The organism is Gordonia sp. NPDC003585, from assembly GCF_040610755.1.
Lineage (GTDB): Bacteria > Actinomycetota > Actinomycetes > Mycobacteriales > Mycobacteriaceae > Gordonia.
In genome coordinates, this window is sequence record NZ_JBEXMX010000002.1 from 1 (window position 1) to 22,107 (window position 22,107).

Here is a 22,107-nt window from a genome sequence, read left to right on the forward strand (position 1 = left end):
CGCCACGCAGGTCGACGACGCGGCACGCGGCGGCGATGCGACGGCCATCGACATCTGTCGCCGGGCCGCCGCCGAACTGGCGACCTCCGCGTCGGCCGCACTGCACCGAAGCGGATGGTCGTCCGGGCGGGATGCACGGATCAGCTGGATGGGAAATGTGCTGTCGCACAACGACCTCATCCGCGAGACATTTGCCGACGAGATGATCCGGCGAGCACCCGGCGCCACCGTTGGCGCCCCGCTGGGCACCAGTCTCGATGGCGTCGACCTACTACTGGCGCTTCCTCCCGAACATGCCCTCACCGCGTCCGTTGCGCGGGCTGCAGCTTAGTGGTCCTGTCCACTCAGGACCCGGCAGTGTAGGTCGGCGGGTTCTGCGTGAGGTCCACCTTGCCGCTCATGTAGTCGCTCGACGTCGTGTTGCGCGGAGCGTCGTCGTAGGTGGGCACATAGGTGAGTCCCCACTCGACGATGCCCGACACCCTCACCTTGAGGTCGTTGTCATAACCCAGGCTGGCATCGAGGCGCGACAGGTCGGTGGGCTTGGTCCAGCGGACGGTACCGGGCTTGGCGCCCGAGTAGGACTCCTGCTCGCAACCCGGCTTATCGATGGATGCATCCATCTGACGCGATCCCGCGCAGTTGGTGAGGTAGGTGTTGACCGCGTTCGAGACGGCTGTCTTTCCGGATTCGCTCAGCGTCGCCTTGACCTCGGTACTGCTGATCGAGACGTAGCCCTCAGGTCCGAGCGGGAAATCGCCCGAGGCGGGGTTGCTCACGGCGATGTACTGGTTCTTCGAACCCCACACCAGCGGGCCCGGGAAGACGTACACCTTGCTGTCGTTCGAGACATCGACCCCGAACAACGTCGGCTGCGGAATCCGGAGGTAGGTGGTGTTGATCTCCAGCGCACCGTTGGTCAGCTGCCACTCGCCACCGGACTTGCTGACCAGGATGTCGACGTCGGCGTTCTTGGTGCCGAACTTGTACGTCGCCTTGACCAGGCCGCCGTTGCTGTCGAACACCTTGATGTCGGTGATCTTCGCGATGTCCTGCTGGCGCTTGAGTACCTCGTTGGTCAGCAGTGTGGTGGTCGGCGGGGTCTTGACCACGCTGAGTGCCTTCTCGGCGTCACCGTCGGCAAGAGCGTGCAGGTAGGTGCTGACCGCTTCCTTGGCCGACCCGGCTTTGTCCTCGCCGCCGCCGAGCACGAGGACCAGGGTCACCACGACCAGAACGACCACAACCAGCGCTGCCACGCCACCGATGATCAAGCCCAGCATCTTCTTGTTGGACTTGGGCGGCGGTGGGGGCCCGGCGGGCGGACCGAAACCGGGGCCTGCGACACCATGAGTGGCGGTGGCCGCGTATTGCTGTCCGGCCGGATACTGGGGAGCCGTCGGGTACTGCTGGGTCGGACCCGCGTTCGGGTACCCGGGCTGCGGTTGGCCGGGTACACCGGATGGACCGTACCCGCCGTCGACCGGCTGGAATCCGCCGCCGTATCCACCTGAATTCGTCATGCCACACTCCCCCTCGCAATCAGCAATCGTGCCACGATAACTGACGCGTACCTCCCCTTCACCTCGGCACCCCCCGACCGAATGACGGCGGGCGTGTCACGCGAGCGATGCTCGCTATCCCTCGGTGAACAAGGGTGGCTTCGCGGTCAGATCAACAGAGCCGACGAGGTAGTCGTCGTTGACCGCGGTCCGTGTTGTGTCGGCGGCGTAGGACGGGGTGTAGGTCGCTTGCCAGGACACCGCTCCCGCCACATCGACCGTCGTCACCGACGCGGTCGAAAGTGTCCGGAACAATCCGGTCGTATCGCTGGGCGCAGTCCACCGCACCGTGCCGGGCACGGCCGAACGATTGAGGTGCTGCCGGCACCCCGGTCGGTCCACGGCAGCATCCGGTTCTCGAGAACCCGCGCAATAGTTGAGATGACGTTGCACGGCCTCGCTGACGGCGGCATGCCCGGCGGCCGTGAGTTCCGGATCGAGGCGAACGGTCGACGGTGGTTGAGGCCCTACCGGAAATGGTTGGCCGTCAGCATCTTTCGCGCCCACGTAGGGATCTCTGCTGCCCCACTCGCGAGGTCCGGGATAGACGTACACCGGCACGTTCGCGGTGATCTCGGTGCCGAAGAGCGTCGGGTGCGGAACGCGCGTGGGGGCCACACGTAGTTCGAGCACACCGTCGGACACCAGCCAGCCGCCGCCGGCCGCCACCGTACGGAAACCGACCTCCGCGAGGCGATCGCCGATGCGGTAGCGGGCGCTTACGACGCCGTCGGACACTGGTTCGGACACCACGATGTCGGTGATCGGGGCGAGGTCACGCTGTCGGCGCAGCACGTCGCCGCCGAGCAGCGCAGTCGACGGGGCGGGCGTCGTCACCGCGCGGGCCCGGTCGGCGTCGGCGTCGGCCAGCGCCTGCAGGTAACCTTGTACCGCATCGCCCGGCGAGCGCGGCATCCCGTCGGATCGCTGATCGTCCCTGGTCACGAGCACGAGGGTGATGACCAGAGCCAGCACCACAAGAACCGTGACACCGATTGCGATCCCGAGAACGACGGGCCTCGAACCGACAAACCACCGACCCCGTCGCGATGCGACAGGGTCGGTGGTCGGTGGGATCTCGGGTGCGCTCAGGAGTCGGAGCCGGCGGTCGAGGCCCCGGTCACCGAGCCGGTGAGCTGCGCCGCGAGCAACTTGGCGAACTCCGCGGGATCGTCGAGTTCGCCGCCCTCCGCGATCAACGCCATGCCGTAGATCAGTTTGGCAGTGTCCGCGAGCTCGGTCGGCTCACCGCCGGCATAGGCGTTGTTGAGCCCCACCACGAGCGGATGGTCGGGATTGAGTTCGAGTGCGCGCTTGGACTTCGGAAGTTGTTGTCCCGAAGCGCGATACAGCTTCTCCAGTTGTGGGGACATGGAGAAGGTGTCGCCGACCAGGCACGCCGGGGACTCGGTGAGCCGGGTCGACAGGCGCGCCTCGCTGATGTCGTCGGACAGGGTGGACCCCAGCCAGTCGAGCAGGCCCTCGAAGGTCTTGTTCTGCTCTTCCTTGGCCGACGAATCCGCCTCGTCGGAGTCGTCGTCGAGATCGACGGCGCCCTTGGCCACCGACTGGAACGTCTTGCCCTCGAACTCCGCGCCGCCGGTCACCCACATCTCGTCGACAGGGTCGTGCAGGACCAGCACCTCGAGGCCCTTGGCCTTGAACGCCTCCATGTGCGGAGAGTTCACGATGTGCTGTCGCGACTCACCCGTCATGTAGTAGATGGTGTCCTGGCCGCTGCGCATCCGGCCCACGTAGTCGGCCAGCGACGTCAGTTCGTCCTCGGAATGGGTGGATTCGAACGCCGACGCCTTCAGCAGGGCATCCCGGTTGTCGACGTCGTTGACGAGCCCCTCCTTGAAGACGCGGCCGAAGTTCTCCCAGAAGGTGCGGTAGTCGTCGGGCCGGGATGCGCGCATGTCGCCGACGGTCGAGATCACCTTCTTGGTGAGGCGACGACGGATCGCCCGGATCTGCCGATCCTGCTGCAAGATCTCCCGCGAGACATTGAGCGACAGATCGGCCGCGTCGACCACACCCTTGACGAACCGCAGATATTCCGGCATCAGTTCGGCGCAGTCGTCCATGATGAAGACGCGCTTGACGTACAGGTGAATTCCGGTGGTGCGTTCACGCATGAACAGATCGAAGGGCGCCTGGCTCGGGATGAACAGCAGCGCCTGGTATTCGAAGGTGCCTTCGGCCTTCAGCGTGATGATGTCGAGCGGTTCGTCCCACGCGTGGGCCACATGCCGGTAGAACTCGTGGTACTCGTCGTCGGACACCTCGTCCCGCGACTTCGACCAAAGAGCCTTCATGGAGTTGACGGTCTCGGTCTCGGTCACCGTGGTTGTCTGCGGCTCCTGCGCATCGTCCGCGTCGGCGTCATCCTCCGCGTCGGGGTCCTTCGCGATCGGGACGGTCTTCTCGACGTCCATCCGGATCGGCCACGCGATGAAGTCGGAGTACTTCTTGACCAGCTGACGGAGCTTGGCCTTGTCGGTGTAGTCGTACAGGTGGTCGTCGGTGTCGACCGGCTTGAGCGACAACGTGACCGACGTGCCCTGCGGGGCGTCGTCGACATCGTCGATCGTGTAAGTGCCATCACCCGCCGACTCCCAGCGGGTCCCGACCGACTCCCCCGCACGGCGCGTCACGAGGGTCACCTTGTCGGCGACCATGAAGGTCGAGTAGAAGCCGATACCGAACTGGCCGATCAGCTCCTGGGCCGCCCCCGTGTCACCCTCCTGCTTCGCTTCGGCGAGCGTGCGCCGCAACTCGGCGGTGCCCGACCGCGCGAGAGTGCCGATCAGGCCTATCACGTCCTCCCGCGACATGCCGATGCCGTTGTCGGACACCACCAGGGTGCGTGCCTGCGCGTCGGGGTCGAGCGTGATGTGCAGATCGGTGGTGTCGACGTCGAGGTCCGAATCGAGCAGTGACTCCAGGCGAACCTTGTCCAGCGCATCTGACGCGTTGGAGACGAGCTCACGCAGGAAGCTGTCCTTGTTGGAATAGACCGAGTGCACCAAGAGATCCAGCAACTGCCGGGTCTCCGCCTGAAATTCGTGAACCTCTGACCGAGTCGTCATCTCCGACCTCCACCTGTACCGCTCATCGCCGCCCGAGCCGTCGACGATGACTCCTATCTGACGGGTTCCGACTTTACCGAGACGACCGGAACCGACTCACGGCACCGTCACAACAACCAGGACTGGCCGTCGCATCACCCGTTACCCTGAAGGTGCTACTCGGCTCCGTTCGCCGCTGCAGGCCGGGCCGACCGAACAGGAAGCCAGGTGGATGGGCGCACCTCGACTGCTCTGCGTGCACGCGCACCCCGACGACGAATCGATGTGGACCGGGGGACTCATCGCACGTCACGCGAGTGCAGGTGGCGAGGTGGATCTGGTGATGTGCACCTGGGCCGACGGAACCCGGCGGGCCCGAGAACTCCTCGACGCGGTCACCGCGCTGAAGATGCCCCGACCCCCCATCATGCTCGGATATGCCGACGACCGTGTCCCGGAGTCCGCCCCCGACACACAGCGGTTCTGCTTCTCTCCCTTCGATGAACAGGTTCGGGCGCTTGCCGGACACATTCGCGCACTCCGGCCCGACGTGATCGTCACCTACGACGCGTTCGGGATCTACGGACATCCCGACCATGTCCACGCGCACCGCCTCGCGTGCGCCGCGGCCGACGCTGCCGCGTGCGGCACCTTGTACCGACGCTCCGGTCCGGCTTGGCAGGTTAAGTCGCTGTACTTCGCCACCATCGCCGAGTGGATGATCGAGGAAATAGCGGCGCTGCTGTTTCCGACAGTGCCACGAGAACAGCTGCCCGGCACTCCCGCCGACGCGATCGACGTCTCGATCGACGTGACCGACTTCCTCGCCGAGAAGTCGGCAGCCATCTCCGCCCACCGCACCGAGATCGACCGCAGCCGAACGATCGCGATGTTCATGTCGCTGCCCGACGACATCCGCGGGCGGTTGCTCGGATCGGAGAACTATCAACGTCGCGACCTGGTACCCGGTGGGTGCGACCTGGTCTGATCGCGTTGACGATCGTCGACTTGGGAAGCACGCTCGGCGCTCACACGACCACACACCCGACGTCAATTAGCCCATCACCGAACTCAACGAGTCAGCGACCCACGCGCCGCCTGCGGCGGCGATCGTGGAGGCGGGAAGAGGGCCGTGGAGCGCGGCGCGGCGACGATGATCCACGAAAAATAGGGGAAGAAACTCGTCCCCTATCCCTGGAGTCCTCCCCGCGAATTTTCTCGCGGACGACTCAACAAGCAGGGGCAGAAAGTAGGGGAAGAACCTTCCCCTACTTTCAGTGGTCCGGCGCCTCGCTGACGTGGCCTGTTCGCCTGCCCTTCGAGGTATCCCTCGGCCGGCGCCTCGGGCACCTCAGCGAGCGGTGGGGTGGTGGACGCTTATGTGCAGGTCAGAGCGCTAGTCACCGAACTCATCGAGTCAGTGGCGTGACCGGCGAGCGAAGACCGCTGGCCCGCTGCACCCGCCGATCCACCGCCGCTCGAACCACATCGGGCGTCGCGATGATGCGGACGGCCTTCTGTGCCCGGGTGATGGCGGTGTACAGGAGTTCCCGCGTGAGCAGTTCCGAACCCGTCGGCGGCAGTACCACGGTCACCCGCTCGAACTGGCTGCCCTGGCTGCGGTGAATGGTCATCGCGTGCACCGTGGTTGCCTCCGCGAGAGCGGTGGGATGCAGCATCCGGATCTCGCTGCCGCGTCGGAAGGCCACCCGCAACGCGTCGGAACGGTCCGGCGCCGGGAGCGAAGCGAGCGGGCCGAATGTACCCGGCGCCGGGAGCGAAGCGAGCGGGCCGAATGTACCCGGCGCCGGGAGCGAAGCGAGCGGGCCAGGGGTTCCCGGGTCGACGATGACCACACCGGTGTCGCCGTTGAACGTCCTGGTCTGCCGATCGTTGGCGGTCACCAGGATCGGTTGTCCCGCATACCATCCGACGCCGTCGCCATCGGCGTGTCCGAGCCATTCGGCGATCCGGCGCGACCAGCCGCGGACCCCCCAGAATCCCTCCCGGTGAGCGCAGAGAACCCGATGTGAATCGAGCGCGTCGACCGCCGCATCCGCGTCGGCGGCCAGCGCAGCGGTACGCAATTCGTCGCCCCACGAAATGACGTCGTGCCGTGTGGCCTCGAGTGCGTCGGGTGCCACGAGTTCGATGTCGGCCAGCCCGGGGTCGGTGAGCAGGTCGAGGACCCGCGACGCATCACCGGCGTTCACCGCCGCGGCCAGTTCGGCAATCCCGCCGGCGAAACGGTACTCGCGGCGCAGCGTGATGACTCCGTCACCGACCTCGTTGTCTGGCCCGTCAGCGGCGCCGGTTCGTTCCACGAGGTCGGCGAGAACCGCACCGGCATCCACGGAGGCCAGCTGGTGCGGGTCGCCGACGAAGATCACCCGTGCGTCGGGCCGCGCCGCTTCGAGGACGCGGCTCATCGCCGTCATCGAGAGCATCGAGGTCTCGTCGACCACGATCACGTCGTGGGGAAGCGAGTGTCCCCGACCGAACCGCGGATTCGAGCCGGGATACCACCCCAGCAGCGAATGCACCGTCACCGCCTGTGGTGGAGCACCCGACGGGAGGCCATCGTCTCGTAGAGACGCCGATGCCTGGAGTTGTGCGGCGGCACGGCCGGTCGGCGCGCACAAGCCGACCCGGAGTCCACCGCCGTGCACCATTCGCAGGACGGCGAGAATTCTTGCGACGGTGTAGGTTTTGCCGGTTCCCGGCCCACCGGCCAGGATCGTGGTCCAGCGCGTGGCCGCCACGACAGCCGCGTGCCGTTGCAGGTCGCCGGCCTCGTGATCAGACGAATCCGGCTTACCGAACACCTCGCCGACGGCTGTGCGCAATTGTGTCTGGTCCACCTCGGGCGCACTCTGTGATCGCGTGTGCAGGATGTCCCGGATTGCTTGTTCCTGACGAAAGTACTTCTGCAGGTACAGGAGTGGGCCGTCGTCGGAGGTCATCAGCACCAACGGTCGGAGCGGACCAGCGTCGGTACCGACCACCAGCGGACTGTCGAGCAGCTCGGTGATCAACTCTTCTCGGGGTGGCAGTGCGAGGGACGGATCGTCGGGAATATCGTCGAGTCGGTCGAGGGCGAGGCAGGTGGAGCCCAGTCGGACTGCCCGAATCGCCAGCGCGGTGCCGAGAAGCGCGGGGTCCGAGAGTCGTTCTCCGCACATTCGAACCAGGCGCTCGGTGATGTGCACGTCGGCTGGGGCGAGCACACCTGCGTCGTTCCAGCGACCCAGGATGCCGCGCGCGCCGACGACCCGGGTGAGGTCGCCGGTAGAGCGTGCGCGCTGGTCGTGGTGCGACGCCGATGCGCCCCCGTTCATCGGTCACCGGCCAATGCGTCGGAGATGTCGGTGATCAACTGCACGGCTGGCTTCCACTCGAACACACCACAGCCAGGCGGGGTGTCGGGACCCGCCATTCCGCGGACAAAGTGGTACTGGACCGGACCGAGGTGGTCTGCAGGTCGGTAATCGGCGAGTCGCCATCGCAGATATCGATGCAGCGCAACTGAATACAGGAGAGCCTGCAACGGGTAGTGGGACTTGATCATCTCGGCGGCCATGGCGTCGGAATCGAAGTCTTCCACGACGAGGTCACCCGGTCGGAGTCGGTTTGTCTTGTAGTCGACCACCACGAACCGGCCGTCGGGAGTGCGCAGCACCGAATCTATGCTGCCGGTCAGATACCCCCGCAGGCGGTGCCGCGGAAGCTGTCCCAGCACTTCACAATACGGCCGCAGCGGGTCGTCAGCGGCGAGATGACGCCTTATGAGGTCGGCTATCGCGCCGACGGTGGTACCACCGTCGGCCGTTTCCCCGGAACCAAGCGGGAGTTCGAAATCCAATTCCGACAACCGGTTTCGGGGTTTGATCGACCACAGATCGCCGAAGCCGAGCGGAGTTGTCAGCACACCGGACAGGGCGTTCGCCAACACGTCGAGATCGACGGCGCCGCCCCGCACATCCGCCGAACGCGCACACAACTCGCGAACATGCGCACGCATGTCCGGCGCCGAGGTGTCGACGTACTCGAGTACCTCGTGGACAAGGGTGCCAAAGCTCGCGCCGAAGGGCAGACCGGACATCGGCGAAGGCGTTCCAGGCAGTGCGGTCGTGTCAGCGAACTCGGGTTCCGCCGTGTAATCGAGGTCTGCGGCAACCGGTTCGTCGTCAAGAGCCGTGTCGAGGCGGGCGCCGTCGGTTTCGCTGCCGGTCTGGATCGCGGCCTGCACCTGGGCACTCCCGTGCGGGATCGGCGCGGGCACGTCGGCGTGTCCCACCGCGGCGACGATCGCCGAGTACGAGGTCCTGCGCCACTCCTGATCGATCGGTCGCTCGAACGCCGCGACCGCCAGGTCGGGTTCGGGCTCGGCATCGGCGTCGGGCAATCGCTCGACACCCGTCGGCCGACCCGCCGGGGACACCTCGATCAACGGATTACGTTGCGCGAGTTCCCGAATCACGGCCACACACTGATGGTCGTCGGGCACGTCCACGGACTGCGCGACGGTCCAGGTCGGCTCCGTCGTGTGACCGTCGTCGTCGCGGCCCGCGTCCGCACGGCCGAAGATCAACCGATGCAGCGGGCCAGTCGGGGTGGTCGCGGTGGGAGCCCACCAGAGGACCGCCTGCGACTGCGCGCGAGTGAGAGCCACGTACAGCAGTCGGAGATCTTCCCCGGCGACCTCGGACGCATACCGTGCTCGCCGGTCGTTTCGACCCGGCGCCGCGGGTCCTCCGACGTCGAGCATCCGGTCGCCGTCGTCGTCGTGGTAGGTCAGGTCGCCGTCGTCGTCGATCCACGTTCCGTCCCACCCGAACGGCGCGTACACGATCGGGAACTGTAAACCCTTGCTGGCATGCACGGTCATGATCGCGACGGCATCGGTGTCGCGATCGAGGCGGCGACTCTGATCCTCGTGGCGCTGCCGGCGTGACGTGTCGGCGATCCGGTCCGTCAACCATTCGACGAGACCGCTGATCCCCTCGCCGGATTCGACGACGTGCCGGTTGCACAGCGCCGACACCTGCAGCAGATCGGTCAGCAGCCGCTCACCGTTGTGAATTCCGAGTACCCGTGCGGACACCTGCTGCGCGGCGATCAGCCGCTGGGCCATCGCAGCGAAGCCCGCCTGCGTCAGGAGGTGACCGAGTGCGGCGAATTCGGAACCGAGTTCGGCGGTACCCGCTTCGGCGTCGTGCGCCAGCCGCTGTGGGGTCCACCCGAGCAGCGGGGTGAGTGCCGCCAAGCGCACCCGATCAGGGCGCGAGGGCTGCTCGATCGCACGCAACACCCACAACCAGTGTTGTGCAGCGATCGTCTGGAACACCGTCGACCCCGACCCGATGACGGCGTTGACCCCGCGCTGGGCGAGCTCGGCCTGCAACGGCTCGATGGTTTTGTTCGAGCGGACGAGAACCGCGATGTCGCCCGGCTCGACCGGCCGTCGCTCGCCCTCCACCTCGATGGTGAGTCCGGCGGTCAGTGTGGCGGTGATGTCGTCGGCCACGTCGACGATGACGCTTTTGCGCGCGTTCGGGGCGGAGGGCACTCCGAAAGAGTTGAGGGAGCTGAAGTCCTGCCGGGTGAACACCCGGATCCGCAACGGGCACACGGCGCTCGCCGCAGAGTGCAGACGGGAGCCGGAAAAGGCGGCCTCGACGGGGCGCACGACAATGTCGGGATGGCCGAGCGTCGCGCCGCCGTACAGGGTGGACAGCGCCGACACCAGTGCCCCGTCCGACCGTCGATTGGTGTCGAGGACTCGCAGGGTGTCCGCCGATCGGACCGCGGAGAGGTAACTCAGCACCTCTGCCCCGCGGAAGCCGTAGATGGACTGCTTGGGATCGCCCACCAGGATCAACGTGCGGGTCCCGTGGAAGCATCGCCGGAGAATCTCCCATTGCAGGGGGTCGGTGTCCTGGAACTCGTCGACGAGAGCCACGTCGAATGAGTTCCGGATGCGGCGACACGCTGCTTCACCGACGTCTTTGTCGGTGATGATCCGGTGAAGGATGGTCTGCAGATCGTCGTAGGTGCGCAACCGCGACGTCCGTTTGCGGGATTCGACGATCTCACGCACCTTGGTCGCGAATCGGACGCGCATCCCCGCTACTCGTCCGGCCGCCCGGCCGGTGTCGAGTTCGGTGGGGTCGGGGGCCAAGGTCACGGCAGGCTGCCGCACGGCCGACCGCGCGATGTTCGTGGCCTGCTCGAAGGTGAATTCCGGTGCGTCGCTTGCCGAGAACCCGCGTAGGTAGAGATCGAGAGCGGCCTCGTCGGTGAGATCGTCGACCTCTTCGACGATCTGGTAAACCATTTCGCGTTCGCCCAGGAAGCCCAGGGTTTCCAGCATCCGATTGCAGAAGGTGTGAGTGGTCGCGATGGTGGACGCATCGAAATCCGACAATGCCCGCACGAGATTGTCACGGCGCGATCGCACGGCGTCTTCCGTTCCGGTCGCAAGCAAACGTTCCAACGGATCAGGAGATGAGCGTGCGGCCTCGGGATCGGCGAGTCTGTCGAGGAGACCACGAACGCGTTCGCGCATGCGTTCCCGCAGTTCGGCGGTCGCCGCACGGCTGAAGGTGACCAGCAACATCCGGGAGATGGGCACGCCATCGGCAAGTTGTCGTGCTGCGAGTCCGACGATCGCGTACGTCTTGCCTGTGCCCGCACTCGCTTCGAGGACGGTGGTGGCATCGGGCAGACTCTCGGTGACGTCGAAGGGGGCCGGGACGTTCATCGAATCCCTTCCGCGCGCTCGAGCAGCGGCTGCCAGATTCGGCGGGCGAGACCGCAGAACAGCGGTTCCTCCGGGTCGAGGTCGAGGGCGTCGGCAACCGTTGCGTCCGCAGGACGACGCACGATCACGTCATCGAAGGCGACGGTCGCCAGAACGTCCCCGCCGAGGACCAGCCGGACACTCGGATCGCGATGCGCACCATAGCGATCGGCGAAGCTTCGTTCTGCCGCACGCAGTCCCCACTCACGTCGGCGGCCGCCTGCGTCGTGCTGGGCGAATGCCTGCGCCGCGTCCAGCGGCAGCGGCAGCGGCGTGCGCAGCCCTTCGTCGCGAATCCGGACGAGATCGTGCAGAGTCGCGACGGCGTCGTCAGGCGGGGTGAAGGTCACGCGGGCGGCACCTGCACCGCCGACGGCGCGTCCGACGACGATTCCGGTGGTCATGCGTCCCGCGGGAACACTGCCCGACGCCGCACCGGCAGCGACGGCGACGATCCGAATCCATTCGGTGATCAGAGCTTTCGCCTTCAGCCGCGAGTAGGTGGCCGTGACGAGTCGCGTCCCGAACACATTCGGGACCGTTCCGAATACTCGGCGCCCGTCCGGCAGCGTGACGTCGATGTCGAGCATCGCCGGTGATCCGGTACGCACATCCGCGACGGCCTGATGCAGATTCTGCGCGACCTGAGAGATCCGAGACAGGGTTCGAGTTCCGAATGCGAAGGGCGGCAACGTACCTCGTCGTAGTTCCGCGGCCTGGCACTCCTCGATGGTCGCGCCGGTGAGCATCCGCGACAGGAACCGGTCGCCGATACCCCAGGCTTCCAGCGGATCGAGTGCGACGTCGAGTTGATCGTCGTGTGCGCGTTCTTCTCTCGGTACTCGGGTGCCCAGACGCTGCCGCAGGAAGCCGGCAATCGTATCCACATGGAAGTCGATCAGGGCGTCGAGATCGATGTCGGTCTCCGCCGGATCGGCGGCCGCCTCGTCGAGCGGCTCGGCCGCTGCCATCGGGCGGGTCGCCTCGGTCGGGTTGCGCAGGGCAAGGGCACCCTCGAGCAGGGCGGCATCGTGGCTGAACGGCGCGGCGACACCCGGCAGCGCACCCGCGATGAAGTTGCGCCGATCGAATCCATGAAGCGTGTGATGCCGGACCGGATCTTCATCGGCGTCGATCAGCGTCGAGACGGTGTCCACCAACTCACTCACCACGACGGCAGGTGGGATGCGTCGGCCCGACACCGGGTCGGCGCCGCTGTAGAACACCAGCAACGATTCGCCTGCCGCGCACATCGCGTCCAGGAAGCACTGGCGGTCCTCGTCGCGTGGGTTGCGTTCGCCCACAAGCGGATCTGTGCCCAAGACATCGTCGCCGTCGACTCGTTGGACACGGGGGAAGACCTCGGCGTCGATGCCGAGGAGCACGATGACCCGGTGCGGTACCGAGCGCATGGGCACCATCGTGCAGACCGTCAGTTCGCCGGTGCGGAAATTGGATCGCGTCGGTCGTCCGGCGACCAGGGCCGAGATCAGATCGCGTACATCGGGCAGGCGCAGCAGCGTTGCCGCGTCCCCGTTGTCGCTGTCGCGGTCTTCGCCGAATGCCTCGGTGATCAGCCGGATCGTTTGTGCGCGTTGCCAATCATCGACAGGGTCGGTCGTCGTCATGGTGTCCACGATGTCGATGAGCGCCTCGCGCCATCGGGCTGCCGGAGCGCTTCCGCTCAGTTCGTCCAGAACCGCGGACAGGCGTGCCATCAGTTCCGCGAACCGGCCGGCGAGGTCGATCTCGGTACTCTCCACCCCGGCCAGCGGCAGCGCGGTGCCCAACCACTCGCCGTCTTGTTCCTCGGCCACTGCGCCCAGCGTGATCCGGTCGAGGCCCGATTCGAACGTGCCCTGCCCGAATCCGGCCAGGCCGAACCGAGCACGCTGATCGACGTCGATCCCCCATCGAATGTTCCCGGTGGCCAACCATTCTCGTAGGCGGTCCACCTCGCTGTCGGTGAAGGCGAACCGCCTCCGAACGGGCTCGTGCCCGATGAGATCGATGACTTCTCCCGCTCTCACTCGACTGGCCGCAAGCTCGACGACCGCGGCGACGACGTCGAGGATGGGATTGACACGGCGGATCGTGCGGTCGGCGAGTCGGACGCGCAGCGCGAATGCGGGATGCGACAAGCCTGCTTGTCCAAAGGCCCCGCGGATGAGTGGCGCGAAGGTCTCGACATCGGGACACATGACGAGAACATCGCGAGGCTGCAGGGTCGGGTCGGCGGCGAAAAGATGCAGCAAGCGGTCGCGGAGGACCTCCACTTGACGCTCGGGACCATGACATGCGTGAATCTCCACCGACGAATCCGGTTGTACTGCAGAATCTTCGAGCCGATCGTCGCGAAGGCCGGTTTGCAGGGCGCCGAGCAGTGTCCGGGGTGCTGCGCTGCGTGCGGCATGATAGATGTCCTCATCGGCCGACGGGAGCAACCGGGCCTGCAGTTCTTGCACGTCGCGCGACAGGCTCGCGAGCAGCGGGTGCCCGACCGGCACCTCGGGACGGTCGGTGCGTCGTGGTGGTGCTGTGGCGTCCGGATCGACGACCGCTGCCAGTGCGTCCCACAGTGCGGGGCTCGGATGGGGCAGAAACAGGTGCACGTCGTGGTGATGCGAGGCCGCGACGATGATTTGACGGAACTCCTCGGTGATCCGGGTGGGACCGAAGATCGAGAACCGCTCGGGCAGGCCACCCGCGGCCGGATCGTCGCGGAGACGTTCACACAGTTGCGGTAACGATTCCGCGGGATGCGGCCGGCCGATCTCGTCACGCAGAGCGCGCCAGAAGTCGGGCTGCCATTTGAGGTCGGACGCGATGGGGCCGCCGGCGCCGTCTTCATCGCGTCCGTTCGCCCAGGCGGCGACCATCGACGGCCGGGTACGTCCGTAGCGTTCGAACAGATCGGCCAGGTGCCGGGCAGTGGCGAACCGGCGTCCGACGCGGGGCGAGGCGTCGTCGCCTGCGCCGATGTGTCGCGCGATCACGGCCAGCGCGGGGTCGGTGATCCGGCGGTCGAGCACTCGCAAGACCGGCCAGACGAGGGCTGCGGCACGCCACGGCTCGTCGACCGGCAACCGAGGTTCGGTTGCCGCGTCGCCCTGTACCGCTGCGACGATCGTGTCCACCAGGTGCGAGGGTGACGAGAAGTCGATGTTGGCCGCGATGCCGTCGGCATTCGACGGTCCGCAGCCGAGGCGGCGGGCCAGGTGCTGCTGCAGCCACCGCTCGACACCGACCGCAGGCACGGACACGATCTCCGCCTGCATGGGGTCGGCGAGGGGTGTTGCGATCAGATCGGCCAGTGCGTCGGCCAGGGTGTCTGTTCGCTCCGCGCGGTGCAGAAACAGCATGTTCGTCGGCGGTCAGTTGACGGTCGTGGACCGGCTCGCGTGAAAGGCCACCGGCTCTCCGAGACGGCCGCCGAGCATCTCGCGCATATCGTCCGAAATCGGTTTCGGTCGGCCGGATGCGGGATCGATGACGACCATCGTCGTCTCCGCAGAGGCGCACAGGACTCCCCGATCGTCGAAGAGGCGCAGCGCCATAACGAACGACGACGTACCGACTCGGCTCACCGCACTGCGCACGCAGATCGGCTCGGCCGTGTATTCCAGAGGTGCCGAGAACTGGATGTCCTGCCTCGCGACCAGCATCGAGAAACCCTCGGGCCGCTGCGGAAGCCAGTCCGCGAACGATCGGACCCGAGCTTCTTCGAACAAGCGCGCAAATTGCACGTTGTTGATGTGGTTGTTGATGTCCATGTCGCCCCAGCGCAGCTGCAGCGGAATGTCGAGGTGGTAGTCGTCGGCCACCCTTGGCACATTAGCGACGTCGGCCGACACGATCGCACCAACCCCGACACCAGCAGTCCGACACACCCGTACGCGAACGACGGGTCACAACGTCTCACGAGGTCGTACACTCACGCGCGGGGAGCATCAAGGGCAGGGGACGAACGTGAACATCGACACGCCGCGCACCCGCCTGCGACCGTTGGGCCCCGACGACGTCGAGGATCTGGTTCACCTCGACGGCGATCCCGAGGTCATGCGGTATGTCAGCGCAGGTGTACCGACGTCCCGCGCGGTGATCGAGGAATGGGTGCTGCCTCGTGCCGAGGCAGAACGCGTCGCGCACGGGACCGGAATGTGGTCGATCGTCGATCCGGCGTCGTCGTCGTTCCTGGGGTGGGTGTCGTTGCGGACGCCACGCCACAGCAACCGCACCGAGTTGGAGCTCTCCTACCGGCTCAGACGTGCGGCATGGGGCCGAGGTCTTGCGACCGAGGCGTCGCGTGCGGTTCTCGCCTTCGCCTTCGGCCACCTCGGGACAGAACGGGTCTTCGCCGGGACCATGGCGATCAACGTGGGCTCACGACGCGTGATGGAGAAGCTGGGCATGAGCCTCGCCGCCATCCATGTCTCCGACGAGCGTTTCGACGAGCTGTCCCCACCCCCGTCGGTCCTGGGTTTCCTGGCCGATGGCGGTTTCGATCAGGCCGAAGTCGAGTACGAGATCGTCCGGGCCCAGTGGACATTCTTCACCTCGCGATGGTCCGGTTCGACCGACCTCACCGCCTGAGTGGTGCTCGACGCGAACAACCCAGCATCATTGACTACCGTTAGTGGTTGTGCGGCGTGATCGCGACGGATCCGCCCGCGACGATCGAGTCCCACGATTCGAGCCAGAGGAGATGTTCTCGTGAGCAGCCCAACCCCGCACTCCCGTAAGCGTGTGGTCATCATCGGCTCCGGCTTCGGCGGTCTGTTCGCTGCCCAGCGACTGGGCAAGGCCGATGTCGACGTCACCCTCATCGCCAAGACGACCCACCACCTGTTCCAGCCGATGCTGTACCAGGTGGCGACCGGCATCGTCGCCGAGGGTGAGATCGCACCGGCGACCCGCGTCGTGTTGCGCAAGCAGAAGAACACCCGGGTACACCTCGGCGATGTCTTCGAGATCAACCTCGAGGCCAAGACGGTCACGTCGCGGCTACTCGAGCGAGTCACGGTCACTCCCTACGACGACCTCGTCATTGCGGCCGGAGCCGACCAGTCGTACTTCGGGAACGATCATTTCGCCGAGTTCGCACCCGGTATGAAGACCATCGACCATGCGCTCGAACTGCGCGGCCGCATTCTCGGCGCATTCGAGCAGGCCGAGCTCTCCGACGATCCCGCCGAACGCGCCAAGCTGCTGACCTTCGTGGTGGTCGGTGCCGGGCCGACCGGCGTCGAACTGGCCGGTCAGATCGCGGAGATGAGTGACAAGACCCTCAAGGGTGCGTTCCGCAACATCGACCCCACCGAGGCGAGGGTGATCTTGCTCGACGCAGCGCCCGCGGTGTTGCCTCCGTTCGGCGAGAAGCTGGGCGGCAAGGCGGCGAAACGCCTCGAGCGCATGGGTGTGGAGATCCAGCTCAACGCGATGGTCGTCGATCTCGACTACGACGGCCTGGTCGTCAAGGAGAAGGACGGCACCACCCGTCGCATCGAATCGCAGTGCAAGGTGTGGTCGGCCGGCGTGCAGGCGAGCCCGCTGGGCAAGCAGCTCGCCGAGCAATCCGGCGTCGAACTCGACCGTGCGGGCCGCGTGAAGGTGCAGCCCGACCTCTCACTTCCGGGTCACCCGAACGTGTTCGTGGTCGGCGACATGATGGCCGTCGACGGCGTGCCCGGCGTGGCGCAGGGCGCAATCCAGGGCGGACGCTACGCGGCCGACGCGATCAAGGCCGAGCTGAAGGGCCACACCCCCGACGAGCGCAAGCCGTTCAGTTACTACGACAAGGGCTCGATGGCCACCATCTCCCGGTTCAGCGCGGTGATGCAGGTCCCGATCCCGGGCACCAAGAAGAAGTTCGAGACCGAGGGCTACTTCGCGTGGCTCGGCTGGCTGGCCCTGCACCTCGTGTACCTGGTGGGCTTCCGGAACCGGTTGAACACGCTCGTCAACTGGTTCTTCGCGTTCACCACCAAGGGCCGCACGCAGCTGGCCGTCACCGAACAGCAGGTCTACGCGCGTACCGCGATCGGCCAGCTCAGTGAACTCGAGAAGAAGTCGATCGAGGAGACCGAGGCGGAATCGGCCGGGGCGACCCCGGAACCCGAGAAAGCCGATGAGTCCAAGCCGGCTGAGGAAAAAGCCGAGGCCAGCTGATCCGGTCCACACTGGTCAGCAAGGTAGTCACCAGGACTTCGGGTCAGCGACCCACCCGCCGACGTCGTCGGCGATCGTGGAGAGTGCGGCCCCGTCGCCGAAACCGCAATCGTCGCCAGAAACCTTCGGTGTGGCCAGAAACCGCTGGTGCGCCCGGGTTTCTGACCAGACACGCGGTTTCTGCAATTGCGACATGCCCACCAGGCGACTCTGCGGTCGGCAACTCTTACCCGAATCGAGCGGTCGCCGCGTCGGATGGCTGAGATCGGGCCCCGCAGCGGGGTCCTCGGGAATATGCCGGAAGCCGACGCTGACAGGCCCGATCTAAGTCACCGATCGGCGGTCTTCGCCCTGCGTCGAACGCAATGCAGGCACACGCGCCCCCAATAAACTAGGGGAAGAGAGTTCGTCCCCTACCCTTGGTGTCCTCCCCCGGAAATTTCTGGCGGACGACTGTGAAACCCGGGGAAGAAACTCTTCCCCTAGATTTTGCTGGCACGAGGGCATCCTGTTCCCCCAGGTCAGAAGGCTGGTCACCTAACTCTTCGGGTCAGCGACCCACGTCGTCGGCTCGCCAGGCCCTTCGAGCTCCGCTCGCACCTCAGGGAGCGGTGAGGGTGTCGCGTTTCCGCAGGTCAGAAGGCTGGATGCCGGGTCAGGTGAGGACGGCTCGGGTGTCTAGGGCGTCGCACAGTGTCCGGCACCGGGCGGCGGTGTCGGCCAGCGCTGTCGTCAGGGTGCCGCCACCGGCGAGGGAGAGGCGCGCCACGAATTCGTTCGGGTCGACGTCGTCGCCGCGGGTGTCGGGAAACCGGAACACGCTTCCGAATGCCCGGTGCGTGGTGGGGACCCCGGGATGTTCCCCGATGACCGTCTGATGACGCAGTAGCGGGTCACCGTCGAGGTCGACGGTGAGAGCGCCCTGCCACGAACCACCCGCATCGACCACTTGCCGATCCACCGATCGCCGACCGATCTGCGCGCGTTCGTGGATCGCGACGGCGGCGTCGGATGCAAGATGGGCGATCGTCCGGGACCTGTGCTGCGCACCGGCAGCAACTATCGTCGGTTCCGGGTCGACGACGAGCAGGCCACCCTCGCCGACCGTCAACTCCCAACGGGCGGTCGAATCGGCACGCCCGACCGATGGCAACGCGATCGTCGCGGCGACCGAACGCACCTCGAGGTGGGCGCCCGGGGCGACCTCTACCCGCACGGAGATGTCGTCGCCACCGAGCGGGGTGGCCGCTGCACCGACGAGGTGGATGGTGTGACGACCGGTCTGACGCACCGTGATCGCGCCCGTTGCGGTGATCCGCGGTGACCTGTCGGGCCGGGCGGTGATCGTCACCTCGGTCTGCATGATCCCCTCAGGCCGACACCGTGGCGAGTTGCGTCCGGACCCACGCCAGGACGTCGCCCGCGGTCGGGTCCTCGGTCAACGAGATCATCGCCGTCGGCCGTCCCTCACGGACCCGTTGGGCATCCGTGCGCATGACGTCGAGGTCTGCATTCACCCGCTCGGCGAGGTCGGTCTTGTTGATGACGAGTAGGTCCGAGTAGGTCACGCCCGGACCACCTTTGCGCGGCACCTTGTCGCCGCCCGCCACATCGATCACGAAGATCTGGACGTCGACGAGCCCGGTGGAGAAGGTCGCGGTCAGATTGTCGCCGCCGGACTCCACCAGGATGAGATCGAGCGGCGGGTTCTTCTCGACGAGGTCGTCGATCGCGTCGAGATTGGCGGTGATGTCGTCGCGGATTGCGGTGTGGGGACAACCGCCGGTCTGGACGGCGGCGATCCGCTCGTCGGGCAGCACAGCGTGCCGTCGGAGGAAGTCGGCGTCCTCGGTGGTGTAGATGTCGTTGGTGAGCACGGCTACCGACAGTTGGTCGCGGAGTTCGCGGCACAATGCCGCCACGAGATGGGTCTTGCCGACGCCGACGGGACCGCCGATCCCGACGCGCAGCGCCTCACCGGGTTCGCGACGTCGCCGGGGGCGGTCGAGGTCGTGCGAATGCGGCTGGCCATCCATCAGATGCGGGGGCATGGGGTTCTCCTCTGCGTTGGTTGTCCGTCGGTCGAGACTCGGTCAGGAAGTGAACAGGGGCATGGCGCGACGCTCGTGCCGTTCGGCGAACACGTCCATCGTAGGGTCGGACAGGTCGGCCGGCTCGACAGCTGCTTGCGCCGCGATGCGCTCGCAGGCCACACCCAGATCGGCGATGACGAGTGCGACGTCAGCCGGGTCGAGCGCCAGCAGACGCTGTCCGGCGGTGGCCGCCCCGCTGGTGGTCGTGTACGCCAGGATCAGCGCGGTGTGGAAACCCGAAAGCGCACACAGGGATCCGATCGAGCCGACGATCACCGGATGATGGGTGCGCGGGGTGTGCTCGGCCCACTCGGTGTCGGGCCACATTCGGCGGGCCAGTCGCAGCATCCCGCGGCCCTGCGCGTAGGACGCCTTCCTTGCGGCGGAAGACGGTGTGCGCGCGTCCATCTCACGCATCGCGGTGGGGACGTCCATGGTCGCGTCGGCCACCGCCGCCGCGATCGACGCGGCGACCAGGCCGGTGGTCGCAAGCCGACGGTGCAGATGGCGCGAGAGGTCGTCGACGGTGCGGATGTGCCCATCGCTGATGGCCTGTTCCACCCCGCCGGAATGAACATGGCCACCCACCGGCAGTCGCGAGTCGGCGAGCGTGAGCATCATCGCCAGTGGCGAGTTGTCGTACCGGCCGGTGTCGCGAGATGCGTTTGCGGAAGTCATGTCGGATCGGGACTCAGAAGAGGAAATACCGTTGGGCCATGGGCAATTCGGAGACCGGTTCGGATTCCCACACCTCGCCGTCGACGCGCACGGTGAAGGTGTCGGGGTCGATTTCGATGGTCGGGCACGCATCGTTGTTCGGCATGTCCGCCTTGCCGGTCGAGCGGGTGTTCTTCACCGCGACGAGCCGACGGTCGAGGCCGATTCGGCCGGCGAGGTCGTCGTCGCATCCCGGTGCGACGAAGCTGACCGAGGTGGCCGCGGCGACCTTGGGCGCCGCCCCGTACATGGGACGGGGAAAGACGGGTTGCGGTGTCGGGATCGAGGCGTTGGCGTCGCCCATCGCCGCCCACGCAATCGCGCCGCCCTTGATCACCACGTCCGGACGCACGCCGAAGAACGCGGGATCCCAGAGCACCAGGTCGGCGAGTTTCCCGACCTCGACCGACCCGATCTCGTCGTCGAACCCGTGCGCGATCGCCGGACAGATCGTGTACTTCGCCACGTACCGCTGAGCGCGGGTGTTGTCGGCCGCGCCGTCGCCGGCCAAGGAACCGCGTTTGCGCTTCATCACGTGGGCGGTCTGCCAGGTACGCAACACGACCTCACCGATCCGCCCCATCGCCTGTGCGTCCGAGCCGATCATCGAGATGGCCCCGAGGTCGTGCAGCAAGTCCTCGGCGGCGATGGTCGACGGTCGAATCCGGCTCTCCGCGAACGCAAGATCCTCCGGCACGGTCGGATTGAGGTGGTGACACACCATGAGCATGTCGAGGTGCTCGTCGAGCGTGTTGACGGTGTGCGGCCGGGTCGGATTGGTGGAACTGGGCAGCACGTTGGGGTAAGCGGCGACCGTCATGATGTCGGGCGCGTGACCGCCACCGGCACCCTCGGTGTGATACGCGTGAATCGAACGCCCCGCGATCGCGCCGAGCGTCTGCTCGACGAACCCCGCCTCGTTCAACGTGTCCGAGTGCAGCGCGACCTGGACCCCGGTCTCGTCGGCCACCCGCAGACAGGCGTCGATCGCTGCCGGGGTACTCCCCCAGTCCTCGTGAAGTTTGAAACCCGATGCGCCGGCCCTGATCTGCTCGTGCATCGCCTCCGCGCTCACCGTGTTGCCCTTACCCAGCAACGCGATGTTCATCGGCCAACCGTCGGTCGCGGCGAGGATCGAACTCAGGTGCCACGCACCCGGGGTCACTGTGGTCGCCTTGCTGCCCTCGGCGGGTCCGGTGCCGCCGCCGATGAGCGTGGTGATCCCGTTGCCGAGTGCCTCGTCCATGATCTGCGGACAGATGAAGTGGACATGGCAGTCGATCCCGCCGGCGGTGATGATCTTGCCGTTGCCCGCGATGATCTCGGTGGACGGTCCGATCACCAGGTCTGGATGAATCCCGTCCATGGTGTCGGGGTTGCCGGCCTTACCCATCGCGACGATGCGTCCGTCACGAATACCCAAGTCCGCCTTGATAATTCCCCAGTGGTCGAGGATCACGACGCCGGTGATGACGGTGTCGGGGGCGCCGTCGGCGCGGGTGGCCCGGCTCTGCCCCATCGATTCCCGGATCACCTTGCCGCCGCCGAAGACCGCCTCCTCGCCGGCCCGGCCCGGTCCGCCGCTGCGGTCCTCGGTGACCTCGATCAGCAGATCGGTGTCGGCGAGGCGAATACGGTCGCCCGTCGTCGGGCCGAACAACTGTGCATACCGCCCGCGGTCGAGTGTCGCCACG

At 66.6% G+C, this 22,107-nt stretch carries 15 protein-coding genes and 1 pseudogene; 4 read left to right on the top strand and 12 right to left on the bottom strand.

The window, feature by feature from the left end:
- Positions 1-331: pseudogene (locus tag ABZW74_RS00570) on the top strand (ATPase); the annotation flags it as partial.
- A 13-nt stretch (positions 332-344) separates the two neighbouring features.
- On the opposite strand, the gene ABZW74_RS00575 reads toward ABZW74_RS00570, so the two are convergent.
- The 3 genes from ABZW74_RS00575 to htpG form a co-directional block, all read right to left on the bottom strand.
- On the bottom strand, positions 345-1,523 hold the full coding sequence (locus tag ABZW74_RS00575; RefSeq protein WP_355272857.1) for a hypothetical protein: 1,179 nt from the start codon (positions 1,521-1,523) through the stop codon (positions 345-347).
- Positions 1,524-1,637: 114 nt separating this feature from the next.
- Positions 1,638-2,507, bottom strand: a complete 870-nt coding sequence (locus tag ABZW74_RS00580; RefSeq protein WP_355272860.1) for a hypothetical protein — start codon at positions 2,505-2,507, stop codon at positions 1,638-1,640.
- 143 nt (positions 2,508-2,650) lie between these two features.
- Positions 2,651-4,654, bottom strand: coding sequence for a molecular chaperone HtpG (gene htpG, locus ABZW74_RS00585; protein WP_240857134.1), 2,004 nt, complete (start codon positions 4,652-4,654; stop codon positions 2,651-2,653).
- A 211-nt stretch (positions 4,655-4,865) separates the two neighbouring features.
- Here htpG and ABZW74_RS00590 point away from each other — a divergent pair, with 211 nt between their 5' ends.
- Positions 4,866-5,621 (top strand): PIG-L family deacetylase, encoded by a 756-nt coding sequence (locus tag ABZW74_RS00590; protein ID WP_240857135.1) that lies wholly within the window; start codon positions 4,866-4,868, stop codon positions 5,619-5,621.
- Positions 5,622-6,042: 421 nt separating this feature from the next.
- Here ABZW74_RS00590 and ABZW74_RS00595 read toward each other — a convergent pair whose 3' ends face one another.
- Genes ABZW74_RS00595 through ABZW74_RS00610 form a run of 4 tightly spaced genes read right to left on the bottom strand, consistent with a single transcriptional unit; the run spans position 6,043 to position 15,259 of the window.
- Positions 6,043-7,971: an AAA family ATPase gene (locus ABZW74_RS00595; protein WP_240857136.1), complete on the bottom strand. Its 1,929-nt coding sequence runs from the start codon at positions 7,969-7,971 to the stop codon at positions 6,043-6,045.
- Positions 7,968-11,396, bottom strand: coding sequence for a UvrD-helicase domain-containing protein (locus ABZW74_RS00600; protein WP_355272865.1), 3,429 nt, complete (start codon positions 11,394-11,396; stop codon positions 7,968-7,970). The genes ABZW74_RS00595 and ABZW74_RS00600 overlap by 4 nt, the downstream gene beginning before the upstream one ends.
- The gene (gene recC, locus ABZW74_RS00605; protein ID WP_240857138.1) at positions 11,393-14,797 is read right to left on the bottom strand and encodes an exodeoxyribonuclease V subunit gamma; all 3,405 of its coding nucleotides are present in this window, start codon (positions 14,795-14,797) and stop codon (positions 11,393-11,395) included. The genes ABZW74_RS00600 and recC overlap by 4 nt, the downstream gene beginning before the upstream one ends.
- 12 nt (positions 14,798-14,809) lie before the next feature.
- Positions 14,810-15,259: a thioesterase family protein gene (locus ABZW74_RS00610; protein WP_240857139.1), complete on the bottom strand. Its 450-nt coding sequence runs from the start codon at positions 15,257-15,259 to the stop codon at positions 14,810-14,812.
- A 145-nt stretch (positions 15,260-15,404) separates the two neighbouring features.
- Here ABZW74_RS00610 and ABZW74_RS00615 point away from each other — a divergent pair, with 145 nt between their 5' ends.
- Both ABZW74_RS00615 and ABZW74_RS00620 read left to right on the top strand, forming a co-directional pair.
- Complete coding sequence (locus ABZW74_RS00615) at positions 15,405-16,028, top strand: GNAT family N-acetyltransferase (RefSeq protein WP_240857140.1); 624 nt, start codon at positions 15,405-15,407, stop codon at positions 16,026-16,028.
- A gap of 120 nt (positions 16,029-16,148) precedes the next feature.
- Positions 16,149-17,603, top strand: a complete 1,455-nt coding sequence (locus ABZW74_RS00620) for an NAD(P)/FAD-dependent oxidoreductase (protein ID WP_240857141.1) — start codon at positions 16,149-16,151, stop codon at positions 17,601-17,603.
- Positions 17,604-17,630: 27 nt separating this feature from the next.
- On the opposite strand, the gene ABZW74_RS00625 is transcribed toward ABZW74_RS00620, so the two are convergent.
- The 5 genes from ABZW74_RS00625 to ABZW74_RS00645 form a co-directional block, all read right to left on the bottom strand.
- Positions 17,631-17,798, bottom strand: coding sequence for a hypothetical protein (locus ABZW74_RS00625; RefSeq protein ID WP_355272870.1), 168 nt, complete (start codon positions 17,796-17,798; stop codon positions 17,631-17,633).
- A gap of 460 nt (positions 17,799-18,258) precedes the next feature.
- A complete protein-coding gene (locus ABZW74_RS00630) occupies positions 18,259-18,966 on the bottom strand; it encodes an urease accessory protein UreD (protein ID WP_355272873.1) in 708 nt (235 codons plus the stop codon).
- A gap of 7 nt (positions 18,967-18,973) precedes the next feature.
- On the bottom strand, positions 18,974-19,654 hold the full coding sequence (gene ureG / locus ABZW74_RS00635; RefSeq protein WP_355272876.1) for an urease accessory protein UreG: 681 nt from the start codon (positions 19,652-19,654) through the stop codon (positions 18,974-18,976).
- 42 nt (positions 19,655-19,696) lie between these two features.
- Positions 19,697-20,374: an urease accessory UreF family protein gene (locus ABZW74_RS00640; protein ID WP_240857145.1), complete on the bottom strand. Its 678-nt coding sequence runs from the start codon at positions 20,372-20,374 to the stop codon at positions 19,697-19,699.
- 13 nt (positions 20,375-20,387) lie between these two features.
- The gene (locus ABZW74_RS00645; RefSeq protein ID WP_240857146.1) at positions 20,388-22,106 is read right to left on the bottom strand and encodes an urease subunit alpha; all 1,719 of its coding nucleotides are present in this window, start codon (positions 22,104-22,106) and stop codon (positions 20,388-20,390) included.
- Position 22,107: the final 1 nt, after the last annotated feature.

Coding starts and splice junctions, on each gene's coding strand:
- ABZW74_RS00575 (WP_355272857.1), bottom strand. CDS start 1,523: ATGACGAATTCAGGTGGATACGGCGGCGGATTCCAGCCGGTCGACGGC.
- htpG (WP_240857134.1), bottom strand. CDS start 4,654: ATGACGACTCGGTCAGAGGTTCACGAATTTCAGGCGGAGACCCGGCAG.
- ABZW74_RS00590 (WP_240857135.1), top strand. CDS start 4,866: ATGGGCGCACCTCGACTGCTCTGCGTGCACGCGCACCCCGACGACGAA.
- ABZW74_RS00595 (WP_240857136.1), bottom strand. CDS start 7,971: ATGAACGGGGGCGCATCGGCGTCGCACCACGACCAGCGCGCACGCTCT.
- ABZW74_RS00600 (WP_355272865.1), bottom strand. CDS start 11,396: ATGAACGTCCCGGCCCCCTTCGACGTCACCGAGAGTCTGCCCGATGCC.
- recC (WP_240857138.1), bottom strand. CDS start 14,797: ATGCTGTTTCTGCACCGCGCGGAGCGAACAGACACCCTGGCCGACGCA.
- ABZW74_RS00625 (WP_355272870.1), bottom strand. CDS start 17,798: ATGTCGCAATTGCAGAAACCGCGTGTCTGGTCAGAAACCCGGGCGCAC.
- ABZW74_RS00630 (WP_355272873.1), bottom strand. CDS start 18,966: ATGCAGACCGAGGTGACGATCACCGCCCGGCCCGACAGGTCACCGCGG.
- ureG (WP_355272876.1), bottom strand. CDS start 19,654: ATGCCCCCGCATCTGATGGATGGCCAGCCGCATTCGCACGACCTCGAC.
- ABZW74_RS00640 (WP_240857145.1), bottom strand. CDS start 20,374: ATGACTTCCGCAAACGCATCTCGCGACACCGGCCGGTACGACAACTCG.